20 protein-coding genes are annotated in these 17,244 nt (G+C 71.8%); all 20 read left to right on the forward strand.

Annotation, left to right across the window (positions count from 1 at the left end; translation table 11 throughout):
- On the forward strand, window positions 1-1,503 hold a 1,503-nt coding region (locus N4P33_RS20915; protein ID WP_260828182.1), incomplete at its 5' end, for a VirB4 family type IV secretion system protein.
- A 14-nt stretch (window positions 1,504-1,517) separates the two neighbouring features.
- Window positions 1,518-2,090 carry a hypothetical protein gene (locus N4P33_RS20920; RefSeq protein WP_181849637.1) on the forward strand — a complete coding sequence of 191 codons (573 nt, stop codon included), beginning with the start codon at window positions 1,518-1,520 and terminating at the stop codon, window positions 2,088-2,090.
- 24 nt (window positions 2,091-2,114) lie between these two features.
- Entirely contained in the window at window positions 2,115-3,230 is a 1,116-nt protein-coding gene (locus N4P33_RS20925; protein ID WP_233520690.1) for a hypothetical protein, read from the forward strand.
- A 10-nt stretch (window positions 3,231-3,240) separates the two neighbouring features.
- Complete coding sequence (locus tag N4P33_RS20930; protein WP_107071643.1) at window positions 3,241-4,317, forward strand: hypothetical protein; 1,077 nt, start codon at window positions 3,241-3,243, stop codon at window positions 4,315-4,317.
- 143 nt (window positions 4,318-4,460) lie between these two features.
- A complete protein-coding gene (locus tag N4P33_RS20935) occupies window positions 4,461-4,970 on the forward strand; it encodes a hypothetical protein (RefSeq protein ID WP_165684259.1) in 510 nt (169 codons plus the stop codon).
- Between the two features lie 43 nt (window positions 4,971-5,013).
- A complete protein-coding gene (locus tag N4P33_RS20940; RefSeq protein ID WP_136237176.1) occupies window positions 5,014-5,757 on the forward strand; it encodes a glycosyltransferase in 744 nt (247 codons plus the stop codon).
- A complete protein-coding gene (locus tag N4P33_RS20945) occupies window positions 5,750-6,853 on the forward strand; it encodes a hypothetical protein (RefSeq protein ID WP_061441595.1) in 1,104 nt (367 codons plus the stop codon). Before N4P33_RS20940 ends, N4P33_RS20945 begins: the two co-directional genes overlap by 8 nt.
- A gap of 36 nt (window positions 6,854-6,889) precedes the next feature.
- A complete protein-coding gene (locus N4P33_RS20950; RefSeq protein WP_260828183.1) occupies window positions 6,890-7,348 on the forward strand; it encodes a hypothetical protein in 459 nt (152 codons plus the stop codon).
- The gene (locus tag N4P33_RS20955; RefSeq protein ID WP_260828184.1) at window positions 7,345-8,535 is read left to right on the forward strand and encodes a hypothetical protein; all 1,191 of its coding nucleotides are present in this window, start codon (window positions 7,345-7,347) and stop codon (window positions 8,533-8,535) included. Before N4P33_RS20950 ends, N4P33_RS20955 begins: the two co-directional genes overlap by 4 nt.
- A gap of 37 nt (window positions 8,536-8,572) precedes the next feature.
- Window positions 8,573-8,794, forward strand: coding sequence for a hypothetical protein (locus tag N4P33_RS20960; protein WP_052836962.1), 222 nt, complete (start codon window positions 8,573-8,575; stop codon window positions 8,792-8,794).
- Between the two features lie 191 nt (window positions 8,795-8,985).
- A complete protein-coding gene (locus N4P33_RS20965; protein WP_260828189.1) occupies window positions 8,986-10,128 on the forward strand; it encodes an AAA family ATPase in 1,143 nt (380 codons plus the stop codon).
- Window positions 10,125-11,915 (forward strand): hypothetical protein, encoded by a 1,791-nt coding sequence (locus N4P33_RS20970; RefSeq protein ID WP_061441598.1) that lies wholly within the window; start codon window positions 10,125-10,127, stop codon window positions 11,913-11,915. Before N4P33_RS20965 ends, N4P33_RS20970 begins: the two co-directional genes overlap by 4 nt.
- 175 nt (window positions 11,916-12,090) lie before the next feature.
- Complete coding sequence (locus tag N4P33_RS20975) at window positions 12,091-12,582, forward strand: hypothetical protein (RefSeq protein ID WP_233520692.1); 492 nt, start codon at window positions 12,091-12,093, stop codon at window positions 12,580-12,582.
- 100 nt (window positions 12,583-12,682) lie between these two features.
- Window positions 12,683-13,120, forward strand: a complete 438-nt coding sequence (locus N4P33_RS20980) for a hypothetical protein (RefSeq protein ID WP_061441599.1) — start codon at window positions 12,683-12,685, stop codon at window positions 13,118-13,120.
- On the forward strand, window positions 13,117-13,905 hold the full coding sequence (locus N4P33_RS20985) for a hypothetical protein (protein WP_260828185.1): 789 nt from the start codon (window positions 13,117-13,119) through the stop codon (window positions 13,903-13,905). Before N4P33_RS20980 ends, N4P33_RS20985 begins: the two co-directional genes overlap by 4 nt.
- The gene (locus tag N4P33_RS20990; protein WP_260828190.1) at window positions 13,902-14,750 is read left to right on the forward strand and encodes a relaxase/mobilization nuclease; all 849 of its coding nucleotides are present in this window, start codon (window positions 13,902-13,904) and stop codon (window positions 14,748-14,750) included. The genes N4P33_RS20985 and N4P33_RS20990 overlap by 4 nt, the downstream gene beginning before the upstream one ends.
- A gap of 13 nt (window positions 14,751-14,763) precedes the next feature.
- Entirely contained in the window at window positions 14,764-15,468 is a 705-nt protein-coding gene (locus N4P33_RS20995; protein WP_061441602.1) for a hypothetical protein, read from the forward strand.
- A gap of 25 nt (window positions 15,469-15,493) precedes the next feature.
- Entirely contained in the window at window positions 15,494-16,252 is a 759-nt protein-coding gene (locus N4P33_RS21000; protein WP_260828186.1) for a hypothetical protein, read from the forward strand.
- Window positions 16,249-16,908: a hypothetical protein gene (locus tag N4P33_RS21005; protein ID WP_260828187.1), complete on the forward strand. Its 660-nt coding sequence runs from the start codon at window positions 16,249-16,251 to the stop codon at window positions 16,906-16,908. The genes N4P33_RS21000 and N4P33_RS21005 overlap by 4 nt, the downstream gene beginning before the upstream one ends.
- A gap of 17 nt (window positions 16,909-16,925) precedes the next feature.
- A partial coding sequence (locus N4P33_RS21010) for a hypothetical protein (protein WP_260828188.1) occupies window positions 16,926-17,244 on the forward strand: 319 nt, incomplete at its 3' end.

Here is a 17,244-nt window from a genome sequence, read left to right on the forward strand (position 1 = left end):
CCCGCCCGCCGCGCCCGCCGCGCGTCCGCCAGCCCGCTGTTCACCCCCCACGGCACCGACCGCGCCAGCCGCAAGGCCGCCCGCCGCCAGCTCGCCGAGGCCGCCGCAAAAGCCCGCGCGGAAGCCAGCGCCCACCAGAGCGAAAGCACCCGCCCCGAGCAGCAGATGCCCGCCCCGCTCTACCCACCGAGCGGACGTCCCGGGCCCGCCTCCGCTCGCGGGAACCGGCTAAAACTTCCCGCCCACCGCATGACCACCGCCGTCGCGGCCGGCGCCTATCCCTTCCTCGCCGAAGGCGGACTCGGCGCCGAGGGCATCTACATCGGACGCGACGTCCACGCCGAGGCGTCATTCGTCTTCGATCCGTTCGCTCTGTACGGCAAGGTCGAAGGGTTCACCAACCCGAACCTGCTGCTCGCCGGCGTGATCGGCCAGGGCAAGAGCGCGCTGGCCAAGTCCTTCGCGCTGCGGTCGGTCGCCTTCGGGTACCGCGTCTACGTCCCGTGCGACCCGAAGGGCGAGTGGACGCCGGTCGCGGAAGCCCTCGGCGGCCGGTCCGTCGCCCTCGGTCCCGGACTGCCCGGACGCCTGAACCCCCTGGACGCAGCCCCGCGCCCGGACAGCGTGGCCGAGGCCGACTGGGTGGGCGAGATCCGCAAGCGGCGCCTGCTCCTGCTCGGCTCCCTGGCCCGGACCGTCCTGGGCCGGGACCTGATGCCCATGGAGCACACCGCCCTGGACGTAGCCCTCGACGCCGTCGTCACCCGCGCCGCCGACACACACCGCACCCCGCTTCTCGGCGACATCGCCGCCACCCTCAACAACCCGACCGACCTCGATGAGTCCGCCGGGATGATGTCGGGCCAACTCGGCGACGCAGCCCGCGACCTGGCCCACGCCATGCGGCGCCTGGTCCACGGCGACCTGGCCGGCATGTTCGACGCCCCCTCCACCGTCGCCTTCGATCCGAATGCGCCGATGCTCACCATCGACCTGTCCCGCCTCGGCGGCTCCGGGGACGACACCGCCCTCGTCCTCGCGATGACCTGCGCGAGCGCCTGGATGGAATCCGCCCTGTCCGACCCCGGCGGCGGCCGGCGCTGGATCGTGTACGACGAGGCATGGCGCCTGATGCGGCACGTCGGCCTCCTCCAGCGCATGCAGGCCCAGTGGAAGCTCTCCCGCGGCCTCGGCATCGCCAACCTCATGGTGATCCATCGGCTGTCCGACCTGCTCACCGCTGGCGACGCCGGATCACAGGGCCGCGCCCTGGCCGAGGGTCTCCTGGCGGACTGCTCCACCCGGATCATCTACCGCCAGGAGACCGACCAGCTCCACGCCGCAGCCTCCCTGCTCGGCCTGACCTCCGTCGAGATGGACGCCATCGCCCACCTCAACCGAGGGCGCGGATTGTGGAAAGTCGCAGGTCGGAGCTTCATCGTGCAGCACCTCCTGCACAGCCACGAATTGGCGCTCTTCGATACCGACGCCCGTATGCACTGAGGAGCAAAAGGCCCGTGAAGCCCGATTTCCAACGCGACCTGATACCGCGCGACGACGCGCTCCACCTTATCGGCGCACTCAACGCCATGAAGGACAAACTGCACGACGCCGCCCAGCGGTGGGAGCTGCTCGACGAGAACGGGCACGTTCCGGCCGCGCCGTCCTACACCGCGCTGCTCCAGCACGCCACCGATGCGCAGGACCTCTCACGCGAGGTCCTCCGCCTGGCCGACGCCTTCGCCCGGAGCCCTCACCACACCACCCGGACCGGCCGGACCGTCCTGAAGCAACTCGCCACGGCCGCGACCATCTCCAGCCACGCAGCCCCGCACTTCACCGAGACCGCAGAGGCCGCCCTGTCCCTGCCCCGGACCACCAACCCCACCGACCGGCACTACCTCACGAATCGCATGGTCATCGACCACGCCTCAGCGCGAGCCTTTCTGCGGCGTGCCTCGGAATCCCTCCGCGACGCAGCCAAGGAACTCGACGACCACCTCGGCGTCCAGCGCTTCCTTGCGCCTCTGACCCGCCGGGAGGGACCGCCGGAACCACCGCCGTCCCGGCCTGGCGGTCTCCACCGCTGACCGCACCAGAGCCGTGAGCTGCTCGTGCAACAGATCGCCACCCCGGTGCAGTCCGCCCGCAACGACCCGCAGCCCGCACCAGCCCCGAAGGACTCCTGCATCATCCCCCGCGACCCAGACTTCGAGCTCTACGACAACGTCGGCCGCGACGCCGACCAGATCCAAGCCGCCCGGTACAACCTCGCCACCCGCGGCGACTTGAAGCGGTGGGCACAACGCGACGCACAGCCCTTCCGCGCCGCGTACCCCCTACCCGACCAGCCCTGGCCAGCGCCCGACCTCACCCCGTACCTGGACGCCCTCGCCGCAGCCCGGACCCCGGCGGAGATCGACGCGGTCACCGACCACGTCCTGGACGCCGCCGAACCCGCACTGCGCGCCCTGAGTGACTACCTCGTCGCCGCAGCACGGTGGAAGCAGGAGAACCGCGACGCGGCCAAGGGATCGCCTTCGCACCTGCTGATGACAGCGGCCAGCCGGGCGCTGTCCGCCCTCGCTCTCGCCGACGAAGCCGGTCTGAACAGGCTGCGCGCCGCCTATGACCCGGCCCCCGCCCCCGCCGCAGGAGGAACCATGGCCGCTGACGAAACGACCACTCCAGAACCCGGCCAGGTACCGCTCGCACCGCTGCCCGACCACCGCAACGTGCACACGCCGTGGTGGCAGGAGCTGTGGCGTCGCCACGCACACGTCATCACGCCGCTTCGGGCACGCGGGCTGCAGTGCGACATCGAATTCGGCCTCAGCACCTACAACGTGCGCGTCTCGCTCCCCGACGACAGCTACCTGGTCATCAGTCCGCCGCACGACCCGCCCTCCGAGCGACCGCCCGGAGACCCGGAGGGCTGGATCGCCACTCGCGAGCACCCCGACGACCCGACGCTGTTCGAGGTCATCTACGACTCGGCGCCCTCCAACGACCCCAGTGCTCCCCAACGGCCCGAAGCCCGCCACGGCGGCAGCACCCAACCCCTGATCGAGGCGATCGACCACCGCCTCGCCCAGCTCAGGCTGCTACCGCACCCCGCCTTGCCCCACGAAAACTCACACGTTCCCCCAGCCCAGCCGTCACCCCTCCCGCCACGGGTCCTCCCGCCGGCATCGCCGAAAGCCGCCCCACCGACCAGACGCACGCCCTGACTTCTTCCCCTTGCGAACCCTTGGAGCCTCCATCCGCACCGCCCGCCGTACTCTGCCGCTGATCATCGGCGCCGCCTGCCTCACCCTGGCCCTCACTGGCTGCTCCGACGAAGACGGCCCAGCCCAGGCCCGGCAGACGCCCAGCGCCAGCACCGCCCCGAAGCCCGCGCCCGCTCTCAGCGCTGCTCAGGCCCGCGACGTCATCACCCGCTATTCCAAGATCAACAACGAGGCCAACGCGGACCGCGACCGGCGCCTCCTCGACACCGTCGAGGACGGACCCCTGTACGCGATGTCCGTCTCGGACTACACCGAGACCGAAGGACTCCCCGCCAAGGACCGCGAGCCGTACGAGCGCTGGTCCTACGACCTCGCCAGCGCCAAGCTGTACATCCCCCGCATGGCCGACGGACAGGACCGCTGGTTCGCTGCCGCCCTCTCCAGCGAGAAGGGCAAGGCCCCCTCTCGCCTGGCCGTGTTCGCCGAACAGCCCCAGCACAAGCGTTGGGAGATGGTGTCCGTCGTCGACCTCGACAGCCAGAAGCTGCCCGACGTCGCCCTGGACCGCGAGGGATACGCGACGGCCGTGGCCGCCAACGACAACAAGCAGCTGGCCGCCGACGCCGACCTGCTGCGTACTGCCGTGCTGGACAACTTCACCACCGGAGGCACGAACACCGGAAGCAAGGTATTCGCGCCGACCAAGGCCAGCAAGCGGCAGGTCAAGGTCAACAGCGATGCCGCAACACGCTTCGGCGACCAGGGCACCAGCGTCTTCGACGGAGCCGACAACCGCTTCACGGACGCCTACGCCCTCAAGACGGAAGACGGCGGCGCGCTGGTCCTCTTCTCCCACACGCACACCCAGACCGACGCCGTCGCGCACTCCGGCCTGCAGATCAACCCCGGCAAGGAAGACCGGGCCTGGCTCCACGACGTGCCCCGCATGTCCATCCGGTACACGTTCGTGTGCAACGACGCCGCCACCGTCCCCGCGAAGGCCGAGCCCTCCCGCCTGATCGGCTACACCTGCGCCCGCACCGACGCCTCCGGCCCCCCGGTCCCCTCCTGGTCACACCGCGCGTAGCCGCACCCGCCCGCCACTTCGACGGCACCGAGGACATCCCCCGCCCCCTGCTCGCTCCGGAGAACTCCCTGTCCACACACTCCTTCATCGCCCGCCCCACCGCCGGCACGGGGTACAGCGGCATCCACGTCCAGCTCGACGGCGTGCCCAGCAACCACCTCCCGCTCCTCCTGGCCGCCTACCAGTACAAGTTCGGACGCGACGTCGAGGCCATGGCCCAGCACCTCATCGACGACATCGCCGTCGGCTGGGACGAACTCGGCACCGATCTCCTCGACGACGCCCCGCCCACGCTCGTGGCCACGCTGACCGGCGGCGAACACTGGCCCAGCCGGACCCTCGATCACCTGATCACTCCGGACGGCTCGCCCCCGGTGCGTATGACGGTCACCGACACCACCGCCAGCGACCTGGGCATGCCGTGGGGCTACATCCTGCATCCGCAGGGCATCGAAGTGATCAGCATGGCTCACACAGGCACGGGCCCCCTCGTGGCCTGGGACACCGACCCCAACACCCCCTTCAGCGACCACCCGGCGCACTGGCCCGCCATCACCACACGCCGGACGCCCACCACCTCGCGCACCGCGCGCCCACCGCGGCCCGCTGCCGGTGCAGCGCCGACCGGGCCCCGCACGGCTGCCCGCCGCTGACCCGCACCGCCCCTCATTGCCGGAGACTTCCCTGCCCGCTCCCCTGATTACGGTCGTCATCGCCACCCGCCTGCGCGACGACCGCCTCGACTACCTGACCGCCATGCACGCCAGCCTCACCCGGCAGTCCGTGCCGTGGGAGGCCGTGATCGCGCTCGACGGCACCACACCAGAGCGCCTGCCGACCGCGCTCGCGCAGGACTCCCGCATCCGCACACTGACGCTGCCCCGGCCGGTCGGCGCCGCCTGCGCCAGGAATCTGGCCCTCACTCACGTGCGCACCCCCTACGTCAACTGGGCCGATGATGACGACCAGTTCACCGATGACGCCATGTCCGTACGGCTGGACATCCTGGAATCCACCGGAGTCGGCTGGTGCGCGGGCTGGAGCGAGGACCAGCACCCCGATGGCTCGACCCGTCTGTGGCGCTGCCCGACCCCGCCCGGCCGGCACGAGGCCGGCGACGTGTGGACCTATTGGAAGACGCCGACGGACACGATCCCCATCGGGCCGACCACGATCCTCGCCCGCACCGACCTCGTGCGCGCAGCGCCGATGGGCGGCCTCGTCCAGGGCGAGGACTACTGCGCGGCCCTCGGCGTCACCACGCTCGCACCCGGAATCCTGCTGCCGGTCCCTGTGTACCGCTACCGCAAGCACCCCGGGCAGATGACGGCCCAAAACGGATACGACCAGCTGGAGACGGCGGCCCGGGAACACGCCTGGGCCTACGGCCGCAGCCTGCGCGCCGTCCTGCGCGGCGGCGAGGACCTGGACCGTGGCTGAGGCCCAAATCATCCTGTCGCACAGCCGGGAGTCCGGAATCGTCGCCATCGCCGCCGGCGAGCAGTACCCGCGGGCGCACACAGCCCTCACCGAGAGCGGCTTCCAGCGGGACGACGACGGCGTCTGGCACCTGCCCGCGGACGGCACCCAGACCACCGTGGTCGATCTGGTCACCTGCGCGAAGCAGCACCGCGCCAGCGTGCACACGAGCAGCCGGCGGTACATCGGCGACGCCGCCCGTGATCTCGCACGCCTGCTGCCCGGCCAGTGGCACGCCTCGGTCGAGGTCTATGCGCACCCGGCCTGGCAGGAAGACCTGGTCCCGTGGATCTGGGACGGCGGCGAACTCGGTCGCGCCGTCCGAAGCGAGCGGGTCCCTTACGCCGCGGTCCTCACCGACGCGGCGCAGGGAACCACGTTGTTGTTCATCGAGCGGCCCGGCCGGCAACTCGACTACCTGGTAGGCGCCTTCTCACCGGAAGGGCTCGAAGGAGGCTACGGCGATCCCCACGCCCCGCGCAGCATCGTCCTGCCACCGTTCCCCGGACGGGCTGCCCAGGCCCTCACCGACCGGTACCTCCCCGCCTACGAGCAGGCCGTCCATGCCCGCCAGACGGCGGCCATCGCCGCCGTGCTCGCAGACATCCGCTCCGAGCACGACACCTGGCAGACCCTGAACGCCTCCGGCCGCTACAGCGACGCCACCCCGCTGAGCGCCGCCGCCCTCGGCGCCTCGACGGAGCTGTTCCTCGACCACGCCTGGCGCCGTTTCCTGACCGTCGTCGACCACGCCCCGACGCTGCTCGACCGGTGCCGGCCCGCGAACAGCCCGTGGCCCGACGACGCTACAGCCCTCGCCCGTCTGGCCGACGCCGTGAGCGATGCCGAAGCCCTGCTCGACGAGATCCACGGTGATGCCGTACCGGAGCAGGAGCGCCGAGCACGCGCGTGGCCGGCGATCGAGACGTGGCTCACCGACGGCGACGCGTTCTTGCGCCAGGCCCGCCTGAGCGCACCCCACCGCCGCCCGGCCCTCCCCGTCACAGCCCCGGCCCGCCCCCTCGCTGCGGCCCGGCCGGCGTACCGCAGCCACTGACCGTTCCCCCCGACAAGTCTGGAGACTTTCGCCCCCTTGCAACCCGGCACCCACTTCTCCTTCGGCGACCACAAGGAACACGGCTTCGTCGCCTCCTTCACTTCCTCGATTCCCCAGCACCTCGCCCACTGGTTCCTGGAGCGCGAGCAGTTCGAGCCCGTTCCCGGTGAACCCGGGCTGTACCGCCTCAGCGATCCCGAGCGCGACGGAGTCCGACGCACCCGCCAGGCCGTCCACGACCTGCGCCGCCACGGCTACACCGTGCAGGCCGACATCCGCCTCAACCCGGCCCTCTCCACCGGCCCGCCGCGCCCTGTCCGGCCCCACGGGCTCCAGGAGCGCCGCAGCAGGCTCGCCCAGGCCGCCGCCGGCCGAACGACGCAGCGCTCCACCACGCCCACCACCTCCCCTCCGTCGGCCCGGCCGATCCCGCCGAAGCCCACCTACGCTCCCACCGTCCACCTGACGGCCGCAGCCGACGGGCGGTCTCGATGACACCCACGAACAGCCCGGCCCCCGACAGCCCGTTGCCGACAGCGTCCGCACTGGCCAGCAAGGCACGCGACTTCCGGCTGCGGATGGCCGTCATCGACTGCGAGACCGATGCCGCCCTCGACATGACACGCGACCGCCACGGCCGCACCGTCCACGCAGACGCCGCCGCAGCCGCACGAGCCCACCGTGACAAGGCGGCGCTGGAGGCGTACGCCACCCACCTCGCCCCGCACGCCGAGGCTCTCCTCGATGCCGCCCGACTCGCGCTCGACGAGTTGCCGCCCGCCCAGCACCTGACCGGGTGGCGGGCCGTCCTGGACGGCCTGGAATCCTCCGCCGCCGAGATCCGCCGGGCCCTCGACCGGCCGGCCGCGCCCGGCTCTCCAGCCGAACGTGCTCAGCACGCGGCTCTGTGGCCGCACCTCACTGCCTGGGCGGACCACAGCCCGATCGCCAGCAACCTCGCCGACCAGCGCGAGGGCCAGCACCACCAGGCTCCGCTGACCGACGAGGAACAGCAGCTGTGGACCGACAGGGCCCGGGCCGCACAGATACGTGGTGCGCTGGAGCTGACCGAGTCGTGGTATGCCGCCGACGGACAGCCGATCACCCTCGCTTACCTGGTCGAGGACGACGACTCCACCGTGGTCGCGCTGCGCGGCGACCCGGGCGTGCCGGGCTGGCAGGTGATCGGGCACTTCGCCCACGAGTACGAGGCGGGCAAGGCCCTGCCCGCTCCGGTCCCGCCCGGCGTGCTGCGCTCGGACATCTCCCAGTTCAACCGCCCGACACCGGCACCGGAGCTGTCCCTGCAGGACCTCATCCGCGACGTCGTCGAAGGCCACAGTGCCGGTGACGCCTCGAATGCTCTCCTGGGAGCTGTCCAGCGCGGCTACGCCGCCGGCCCGATGGTCCGCCTGCAAGAACTTCTGGAGACGACCAGCCAGTTCGCCAGCGCCCTGGAAACCGCGCAGGGCCGCCAGATCGCCGCCCGCCTCTCAGCGCTGGGCCGGCAGATCGAGTTCCTCACCCGCGAAGTCGAAGAGGCAGCCGAGGACCTCGGTGCGACCGTCGCCGTCCTGCCCCCGCACCGCACCCCCGTGCTCCGCGCCCGCCCGCGCCCGGCCGTGGACACCACACCGCCCGCGCCGCCGCCCCGCGCCAGCACGACCGCCCGCCACCGATAGGACATCCGCTTTGCCCGAAGCACCAGCAGAGCCGTTCATTCCGATCCGACACACCATCACCGGCGAGATCACCACCACCGGCTACAACGCCGCCGCCCGGCGGATCCTGCTCCAGGACGGCTTCGAAGAAACGCCCGGCTGCGCCTGCCGAGCGACGGAACCCGATACGGAGCAGGCGCACGGGGCTGCCCGGCAACCAGCCAACTGCTCGTCGCCGGCCGTCCCGTGCCCCTGGAACGAGCCCTCGGCCGGCCGGTGAGCGCCCACGGTACGCCCCGGTTGGCCCGGTCGCCGATGTCGGCACAGCCCGTGATCTCCTCCGAGAGCGGCCGGCCTCTTTAGCGCATCGCCCACCCCGCCCCCACCCACACCTGTTGAAGGGTTCTCGTTTTGACCACACCCGGGCCTACCAGACCAGCGCGCACCAAGGGCGGCGAACTACGGGCCAAGGTGGCCCGACTGCTGGCCGACCGGCCGACGGACAAGCTCACCATCGGGGACATGGCCAGGCAGCTGGGCCACTCCCACGGCGCCGTCCGCAACGCCACCCTCACCCTGGTGCGACGCGGCGAGGCCGACCAAAGCGGAACCGGACAACCGCAGTTCCGCGCGAACGCGAAAACCGCCGAAGCCGCGCAGAGGGCTGTGATCAGCCCACCGGGCACCCACTCTCCCCGCGCCCAGGCAGCCACAGCCCGTACGACCTACACCGCAGCAGCCGCGCCCAAGCAGACCGGCCCGATCCGCCGCGCGGGGGGCCAGCTCTACCACCCCCGCGAGCTGGCCGATCTGCCCGACGTCGAGGCGTTGAACCGCTTGCGCGACGCCGACGTGCCGGTACTGCTCTACGGCCCTCCGGGCACCGGCAAGACGAGTCTGGTCGAGGCGGCGTTCCCGGACCTGCTCACCGTCGCCGGTGACGGCGACACCACGGTTGGCGACTTGATCGGCGAGTACACACAGGACGACGCGGGAGCCTACGTCTTCCAGTACGGTCCGCTGGTCACCGCAATGACCGAGGGCCGCGCCCTGCTGATCGACGATGCCACCTTGATCTCACCGAAGGTCCTGGCGGCGCTGTATCCCGCGATGGACGGGCGCAGGCAGATCCAGGTCAAGGCCCACAAGGGCGAGACCATCAAGGCCGAGCCGGGCTTCTACGTGGTGGCGGGCCACAATCCCGGCGTCCACGGGGCGGTGTTGACGGAGGCGCTCGCGAGCCGGTTCAGCGTGCAGATCCAGATCGGCACGGACTACGACCTCGCCCTGGCCTTGAGGATCGATGCCCGGGTGGTCCGGGTCGCCCGACACCTCGCCCAGCAGGTCGAACTCGGCGAGCTGGGCTGGGCCCCCCAACTGCGGGAACTGCTCAGCTACCAGAAGACCGAGGCCGTCCTCGGCACCAAAGCCGCGCTCGCGAACCTCGTCGGCATCGCTCCTGTGGAGGATCGCGACGCCGTCGCCGACGCCGTCACGAAGGCTGTCGGCATCAAGAAGATCGCACCTCTCACCCTCGGCAAGCAGCTCCCCGCCTCAGCCGCCCGGCAGCCTCCGGGCAGCACCGGCTCCGCACACCGGGGCCGCCCGCGATGAGCGCCCACCACCACATCCAGTCCACGCCGGAAGACGACGCCGACCTCGCGCGCTGGGACGACGACGGCGCCCCGCCCGCCCAACCCCGCTCCTCCCCGGCCGCGTGGCTGCGCGTGGGAGCCGAACTCGGCGACCGGCTGGTCGCCCTCTCCGGCCGCCAGGACCTCCTGGTCACCTGCCGCCCCGGCACGCGCAGCGGCGCACCGGCCGCCTACTTCCCCACGCTGGGCGAGGTCGAGTTCGACGCCCGCCTGTTCGCACCCCTCCAGCCCCACGAGATCCATCCGCGGATCGTGGGCGACGAGGAGCGGTATCCCGCCGCCTGGGGAGTGTTCGTCCACGAGGCCGCGCACGCCGCCCACTCCGTCTGGACACAGCCTGCCGGAGCCGACCCCCGCGTCGTCGAGGCCGCGCTCCTGCTGGAGGAGAGCCGCGTCGAAGGCGCGCACCTGATCACGCGGCCCACGGACCGCACGTACCTGCGCACCAGTGCCCGAACCCTGGTCATGCCCGACATCGCCCACCCCACCCTCCAGGGCATCGGACAGGCCGCCGCCGCGGCGGCCCTGATCCTTGGCCGCCGTGACGTCGGCATCCTGGACGCCGGCGAGACCCGGGCCGTCGCCGATCTGTGCGAAAAGGTTCTGGGCCAAGACCTGCTGGCCACCCTCACCCGCATCTGGACCGCAGCTCACCAGTGCGCCGACCACGACGCCACGACCATGCTCGCGCACGGTCAACAGTGGTGCGACGCTCTGGACGCCGCGGCCCCCGCCCTGCCCGTGCCGGAGGGCCTCTCCGATCTGCTGTCCGGCGCCGTGAAGGTCGTCATGGACCACGCGGCAGCCACCGACGCGGCCGACCTCGCGGCACAGGACGCAGCGGCCAACGCCATGGCGTCGCGCTCCAAGGCGCAGGCTCAGGACCGCGCCCAGCGGGCCCGCCAGCGACGCAAAGCCGCCGCCACCGCCAAGTCGGTCTTCAACGCCCGTAGCACCACCGTCCACCCCGACGGCACACCGGCACCCTCCGGCAACCCGGTCACCGGCACCCGCAGGCCCACCGCCGCCGAGCAGAGTGCCGCCGCGCGCCTGAGCCGCGCCCTGCGTGCCGCCGCCTACCGCGAGCGGACCGAGGAGCGGACCACCAGCCCCACCCCGCCCGGCCGCCTCAACATGCGCGCGGCCCTCGCCCGCGACGCTCAGCGCGCGGCCGGGTCGGTCCCCACAGCGGAACCGTTCACCCACACCCGCCGCCGGAACTCCCCCACCCCACCACTGCGTGTGGGGATCGCCGTCGACGTCTCCGGCTCCATGCGTGCCGCCTGCAAGCCCGTCGCCTCCGCTGCCTGGATCGTGGCACGCGCAGCAGCCCTGACCGACCCCGACTCCCGTACCGCCACCATCGCCTACGACAGGCACCTGACCGCACTGACCCGCCCCACCCACCGAGCACCAGAGCGCGTGACGACGTTCGATGCCACCGGCGGCCACCACAACCTCGCCAACGCCATCGACGCACTCGACCACGGCCTCGAACTCAGCCGGCCCGGCGCCGGCCGCCTCCTCGTGATCGTCACCGACGCCCACTACGGCAGCGACGAAACCGCTCAAGCCGTCACCCGCGTCAAGCAGCTCACGACCGCCGGCTGCGCCGTACTCCAGCTCACCCTCACCGCGGAATCCCGCCACTTGCCGGGGACCACCTTGCTGCACCTGCCCCAGCCCTCCAGCGCTCCCGCCGCCATCGCCAAGGCGGCCACAGACGCCATCCGCAGGACCCGCTGAGACGACGCGGCAGAAGGCGGAAGCGTCCCCGAGACCACCGCCAAGCACTCCAGACCACCCCCGTCCGCCGCATGACTCGTGCAACCCCAACCGTCAACGAAAGGCACTCGATTTGAAGCCCCAGACCAGCAGCCCGACCTCGAACGTAACGCCCATCAAACGGAGTACCCCGGGGGTGAGTACGCACTGGACCGTGGAGCACGCCTGCTCCCACCGGGTAGATCACGACCTGTCCAACCGCCCCGCCGACAAGCGGGCCGGCTTCGCCCGTTGGCTCGCGTCGAAGGACTGCACCGACTGCTGGAAGGCGACGCGCGACGCCGACTCCGCGTCCAAGGAGAAGTGGCTCGCGGAGAAGCGCGCCGAGGAGCAGGAGGCAGCCGCCACCTGGGCCAAGCAGTTCGACATGCCGCAACTGGAGGGCCCGGCCAAGGCCCTGGACTGGGGTGAGCGCTCCCGCCATCAGCTGATGATGGCCGCGCACACCGCCCTGGTCATCGAGGGCAGTTGGGACGAGGCGGACTGGGCGGAGCTGGAGGAAAAGGCCCGCTCCATAACCCGTGCCGGATGGTGGATCGACCAGCGCGACTCCGAAGGCACTGACCTGCTCGAACTCCTCGACGCAGCCACCGAGACGGACCGCGGGACGGAGAACCCGTTCCGCTGACGGCGGAGCAACATAGCCGGGAAACGCCGGTTAGCCAAACCGGCGTTCCTCCGGACTATTGATGCTCCCACCCCGACAGCCATCGCGTGGAAGGAACCGCGTGCTCCCTCCGTCCTGGGACCATCAGCCCACCCCCGTCACCGCCCTCACCCCCGACCCGCTCACTCCCACCCGAGATATCACTCACGCCCACTTTCAGGCCGGGGACACCGTCGTCGTCCTCAAGGGGGTGGCCGGCGGAGAACTGTGGGGAGACTCCATGCGCATCGTCGCCCCCTCCTGGCACACCCCCACCGACGAGGACGGATGGCGACTGCGTGACCCCACCGGGGGTGCCCAGTCCTACGTCACCGCTCACCCCCGCTACCTCGTGCACCTCTCGCGCCGCTGCCCGGACTGCCTGATCTACCTGCGGGCCATGGAAGACGCCCTCCTTACGGGGTTCGCCGGCCGCGACGAGCTGATCGACTGCGGCTGGTACACCACCACCGCCCTGGGCCAGCTCGTGCACACCGCAGACACCAGGGGCGGCCGGTGACTCCCCCCACGAACCGCCCCGACCGTGCCGCTGCGCTCCACAAGGCCAGGGCCCGAGCCACCGCAACTGCGGACGATCCTTCCTGGCCGCTGCACCTGGCCGAAGACCTCCACGGCATCCGGGCCGACTGGAAAACCTCAGCCGAGGTGTGCGCGGACGCCGCCTGGGCGGCACGGTCAACCGGCCGCAGCGTCCTGGGCCTGCTGTCCCCCGAGGATGTCCTCGCAACGAACCGCGATCCGATCACCACCCGCACCTTGGCGCATCTGTACCTGAGCGCCCTGCGGTTCGACTTCCGCTGCCCCACCCTCCAGCGCCTCGTCGAACAGCTCGCGCAGACCGCACGTCAGCCGCTGGACTGCTACACCCGCGCCCTGTACGCCTTCGCGCTGCTTGGCCAGTCCCGCCCCGAGGGCCTGACGGTCATGGACGAGGTCCTCGCCACGGCCGAGGAGCACCCCAAGACCCTGCACGTCCTGCTGCACGGACTGTGGCTCGGCCAGGACCTGAACGAGGGTGCGGAGCGTCTCCTGGCCCTCAGCTCCCGGCCCGCCCTCGCCACCGGCACCGACCCGATCGTCCTCTTCCGCACGGCGGGTGCCCTGCGCCGGCTGGGCCGGTACGACGAGGGGCTGAGCGCCATCGACAGGGCGATCGACTGTCTTCCGCCAGGAGACATCTCGGTCCACGCCGACCTGGTGCCCGAGCGCTCGCTGCTCTGTGCAGCCCGCGACCTTCATCAGCACCGGTCACCCACCCGCACGTCGAGCGGGGTGCCGTCATAATCCCCCGCCTGCACCCGAGGGCCCACTCGCCGCGCGAACCGCTGGCCGAGGCGCTCGGGCGGCCCCTCTCCCCGAACGAGGGCCTGACGGAGTACACCGTGGTCGCCCACTGGCCGGGCCTGGACTACTACACCCCGGACGACGAGCAGAGGACCTGGACGTCCGTTGAGTGGGCCGAGCACCTCGAAGATCCGTACCTGGAGCACCCGTTCGCTGCCAGCCCGGACGACGACCGGCACGCGATCCTCCACCTCGACGTCCGGCTCCACCCGGACGACCGGGAGCTGACCGGCCCCGAGTGGTCCGAAACCGCCCACCGGTTCGCACGGGCCGCTGGTATCGAGGTGCCCGGCGCCGCAGAGCACGGCTGGCGGTGGATCGCTGTCCAGGGCCAGCCCGGACGTCTGGATCTGATCGCCAACCTGATCCACCTCGACGGCACCTGGCGCACCCCTCCCGCCGACATCCTGCGACGGCTTGCGGACGAAGCACGCCGCATCGAGCAGGACCTGAACCTGATCCCCCTCCGCACCGGCACCACGCAGTGGTCCGCTGCCCGTACGGTCCCGACCGCATCGGCGCAGCTCGCCGGCGTCCTCACGCAGCTCGCCGACGAACAGGCCGGCCCGCTGGCCACGGTCCGCGGACTGGTCGAGCACACCGCTTACCGGATCGCCCGCCAACCGGGGGCTGCCGGCACGGACACGGCACACCGTCTGGAGCTGATCGCCCGCCGCCTCCATGCGATTCAGCAGGACCTGGACGCCACTGCGGCCCATCTGGCCCAGCCCCGGACCGCCGCCGCACCGGCCGCGGCCCGGCGCACCACCCACCGATCTTTGTAGGAGAAACGTCTCTTTGCCCCGCACCACCGGCCGCTTCCTGGACATCCGCCGTGACCCGCACTCCGGCGAACTCCTCGCCCGCGGGGGCGACGCTGAGGCACACAGCATCCTCCAGCGCGCGGGATTCGTCGCAGTCGTCCGCCTCCACGAGAACTACCACCGCGCCCCCGCCGGCCTGACCGAGGACGAGGAGTCCCGTCTCGCCACCGATGCCGTAGGGCGCCTGCGGGCCGTCGGGTACCACGTCGACTGCGACGAGCCCTTCGACACCGAAGCCCGCCCCGCGGCCTATCCCACGCTCGGCGCCTCGGTCTCCCACCTCGCCGAACGCCTCCGCGAGGCCACCGACACCACCGAGGCAGCCGACATCCTCACCGAACTCACCGCGCCCCACGACGGCATCCTCGCCGGGTTCGAGGAAACCCTCGGCGCACTGGCGGAGTTCTTCGACGGCCTCGGCGACGCGAGCGATCCGTACACCGCCGGGCGCCTGCGCTACCTCGCCGACGCATACGTCCGCGTCATCCGCTCCGACCTCGCGCACACCCGCGGACGGCTGGCCGACCGGCACGCCCCTCACCCCGGCCGCCGCGCCTGCTCAGAGCAGGTTCCCGACCACGAGACCGAACGCTCCGCGGTGTGCGCCTGCCCGCCCCCGCCGCGTGCCCTGCCGGCCCCGGCACCGCCACCCGTCGGTGCCACCCGCCTGCGCCGCTGAGCCCCTTCAACTGCCCAAGGACACCATGCACGACCACAGCGCCTCCGAGCGCCTTGCCTCCTACGCCGACGTCCTCGCCGGCGAACTTCCCGACACCTGGACCAGCACGCACCTGGCAGCCGACGCGAAGGACGACCTCGCCGAACTCACCGACCGCATCTGGGACCTGGACCTGGTCGCCGCCTTGCTGGCCGAACATCCCCTGCAGCAGGCCGCCGTCCTCAGCCGCCCCGACGGCGCGCAGCTCGTCCTGATCGACCGGCACGACGAACGCGACGGCTTCCTCCTCGCCGCCGTCGCCCCGTCCGCCCTGCCGGACGAGGCGTACCGCGGCGTCCCCGAGCCCAACGGCATCGCCCTGACGGACGACCCGTTCCTCGGCGCCGAGCAGGTCGCCGGCGATCTCCTCGTCCGCTACGACCGTGCGCTCGCCCAGGTCCGGCACAACGCCCTGGACGGCATCCAGCCCTCCCAGCCGGACCGGGTCGTCCTGACCTGGCAGCCGGACGGCAGCGTCGCCACCGCCCCCGCCGACGACCGGGCCGGCACCATCCTCGCCGCCCACGGCTTCATCCAGGACCCGCACAGCGGCATCTACCGCCTGAGTGGCGACGACACCCAGGCCCAGGCCCGCGCGCTGCGCGAGATCGGCCCGCAGCTCGACGCGCTCGGCATCGGCACCGCCCTCCAGCACCCCGCCGGACGCCACGCGCCCACCTCCGCCCCGGCCTCCATGCCGCCGGCCCCCGCCGGCACCCGCACACCCACCGCCAGGACGCGATGAACCAGACGGAGCCCGACTTCTGGGTCCTGGAGTACGTCACCATCACCAAGGACCCCCGTACCGGACTGGTCGTGGCCATCGGCGGCACCGAGCAGGCAGCAGACATCCTTCAGCGGACCGGCGGCTTCCTCACCTCTCCCGGACCCCGCGGGGACTACCACCGTCTTCCGCACGGCCTGCCCATCGAGCAGCAGCGCCTGAAGGCGACCACCGCCTCGCACGCCCTGCTCGCCGCCGGCCACAGCGTCCACCTCGACCCCGCCCTGAACATGCTGGCCACCCCCGACGGCGACCGTGACGCAGCCCTGCGCTACCTCACCCAACTCGCCGAGCGGGCCTCGGCCGCCGAGACCAGTAGCAAGGTGGCCGAGGTTCTGACCGAGGTCGCTGCGCCCGTGCACGGGCTGCTTCCCCTGACCAGAGAAGTGATCGTCCGCGCCTGGATCGCCGCCAGCGATCTCCACGACGCCGCGCCCGGCGACGAACCCGAGCCCATCGCACGGCTCGGCAGCACGGCCAACTCCCTGAGCGAAGCCGCCCGCGTCATCCTGCGCGCCCGCAACCACGCCGCCCGCCCGGCGCAGCCGCCAGCGACCGCACCGGCCCCGACACCGGCAGCGGGCCGTGCACAGCCCCCGGTTTCCCGCCGCCGCTGACCCCGGAGAAGAAGCGTATGGCCAATCTGGCCGACGAGTACGGCACAGACGTCGAGATCTACATCAAGGCCCTGACGACCACCATCCACGCCGACACCCCCACCGGCGCCCCCGCCGGCCTCCACGACCTGCTGGAACAGCTCGGCCTCGAACGCCACGCATACCCCACAGGCGAGCCGCTCTACATCTGGCACACCGTGCCCGACCACCTCGGTGCCGAGGAGCAGAAACACCTGGCGAACCGCGCCATCCCCGCCCTGCTCCTGGCCGGATACACGGTCAACTGCGACCCCGAAGTCTTCGACGAGGCCCTCTACCAGCAGGCCGTGCACCGCC

The sequence above is a fragment of the Streptomyces sp. 15-116A genome (genome assembly GCF_025290915.1).
Taxonomy (GTDB): Bacteria; Actinomycetota; Actinomycetes; order Streptomycetales; family Streptomycetaceae; genus Streptomyces.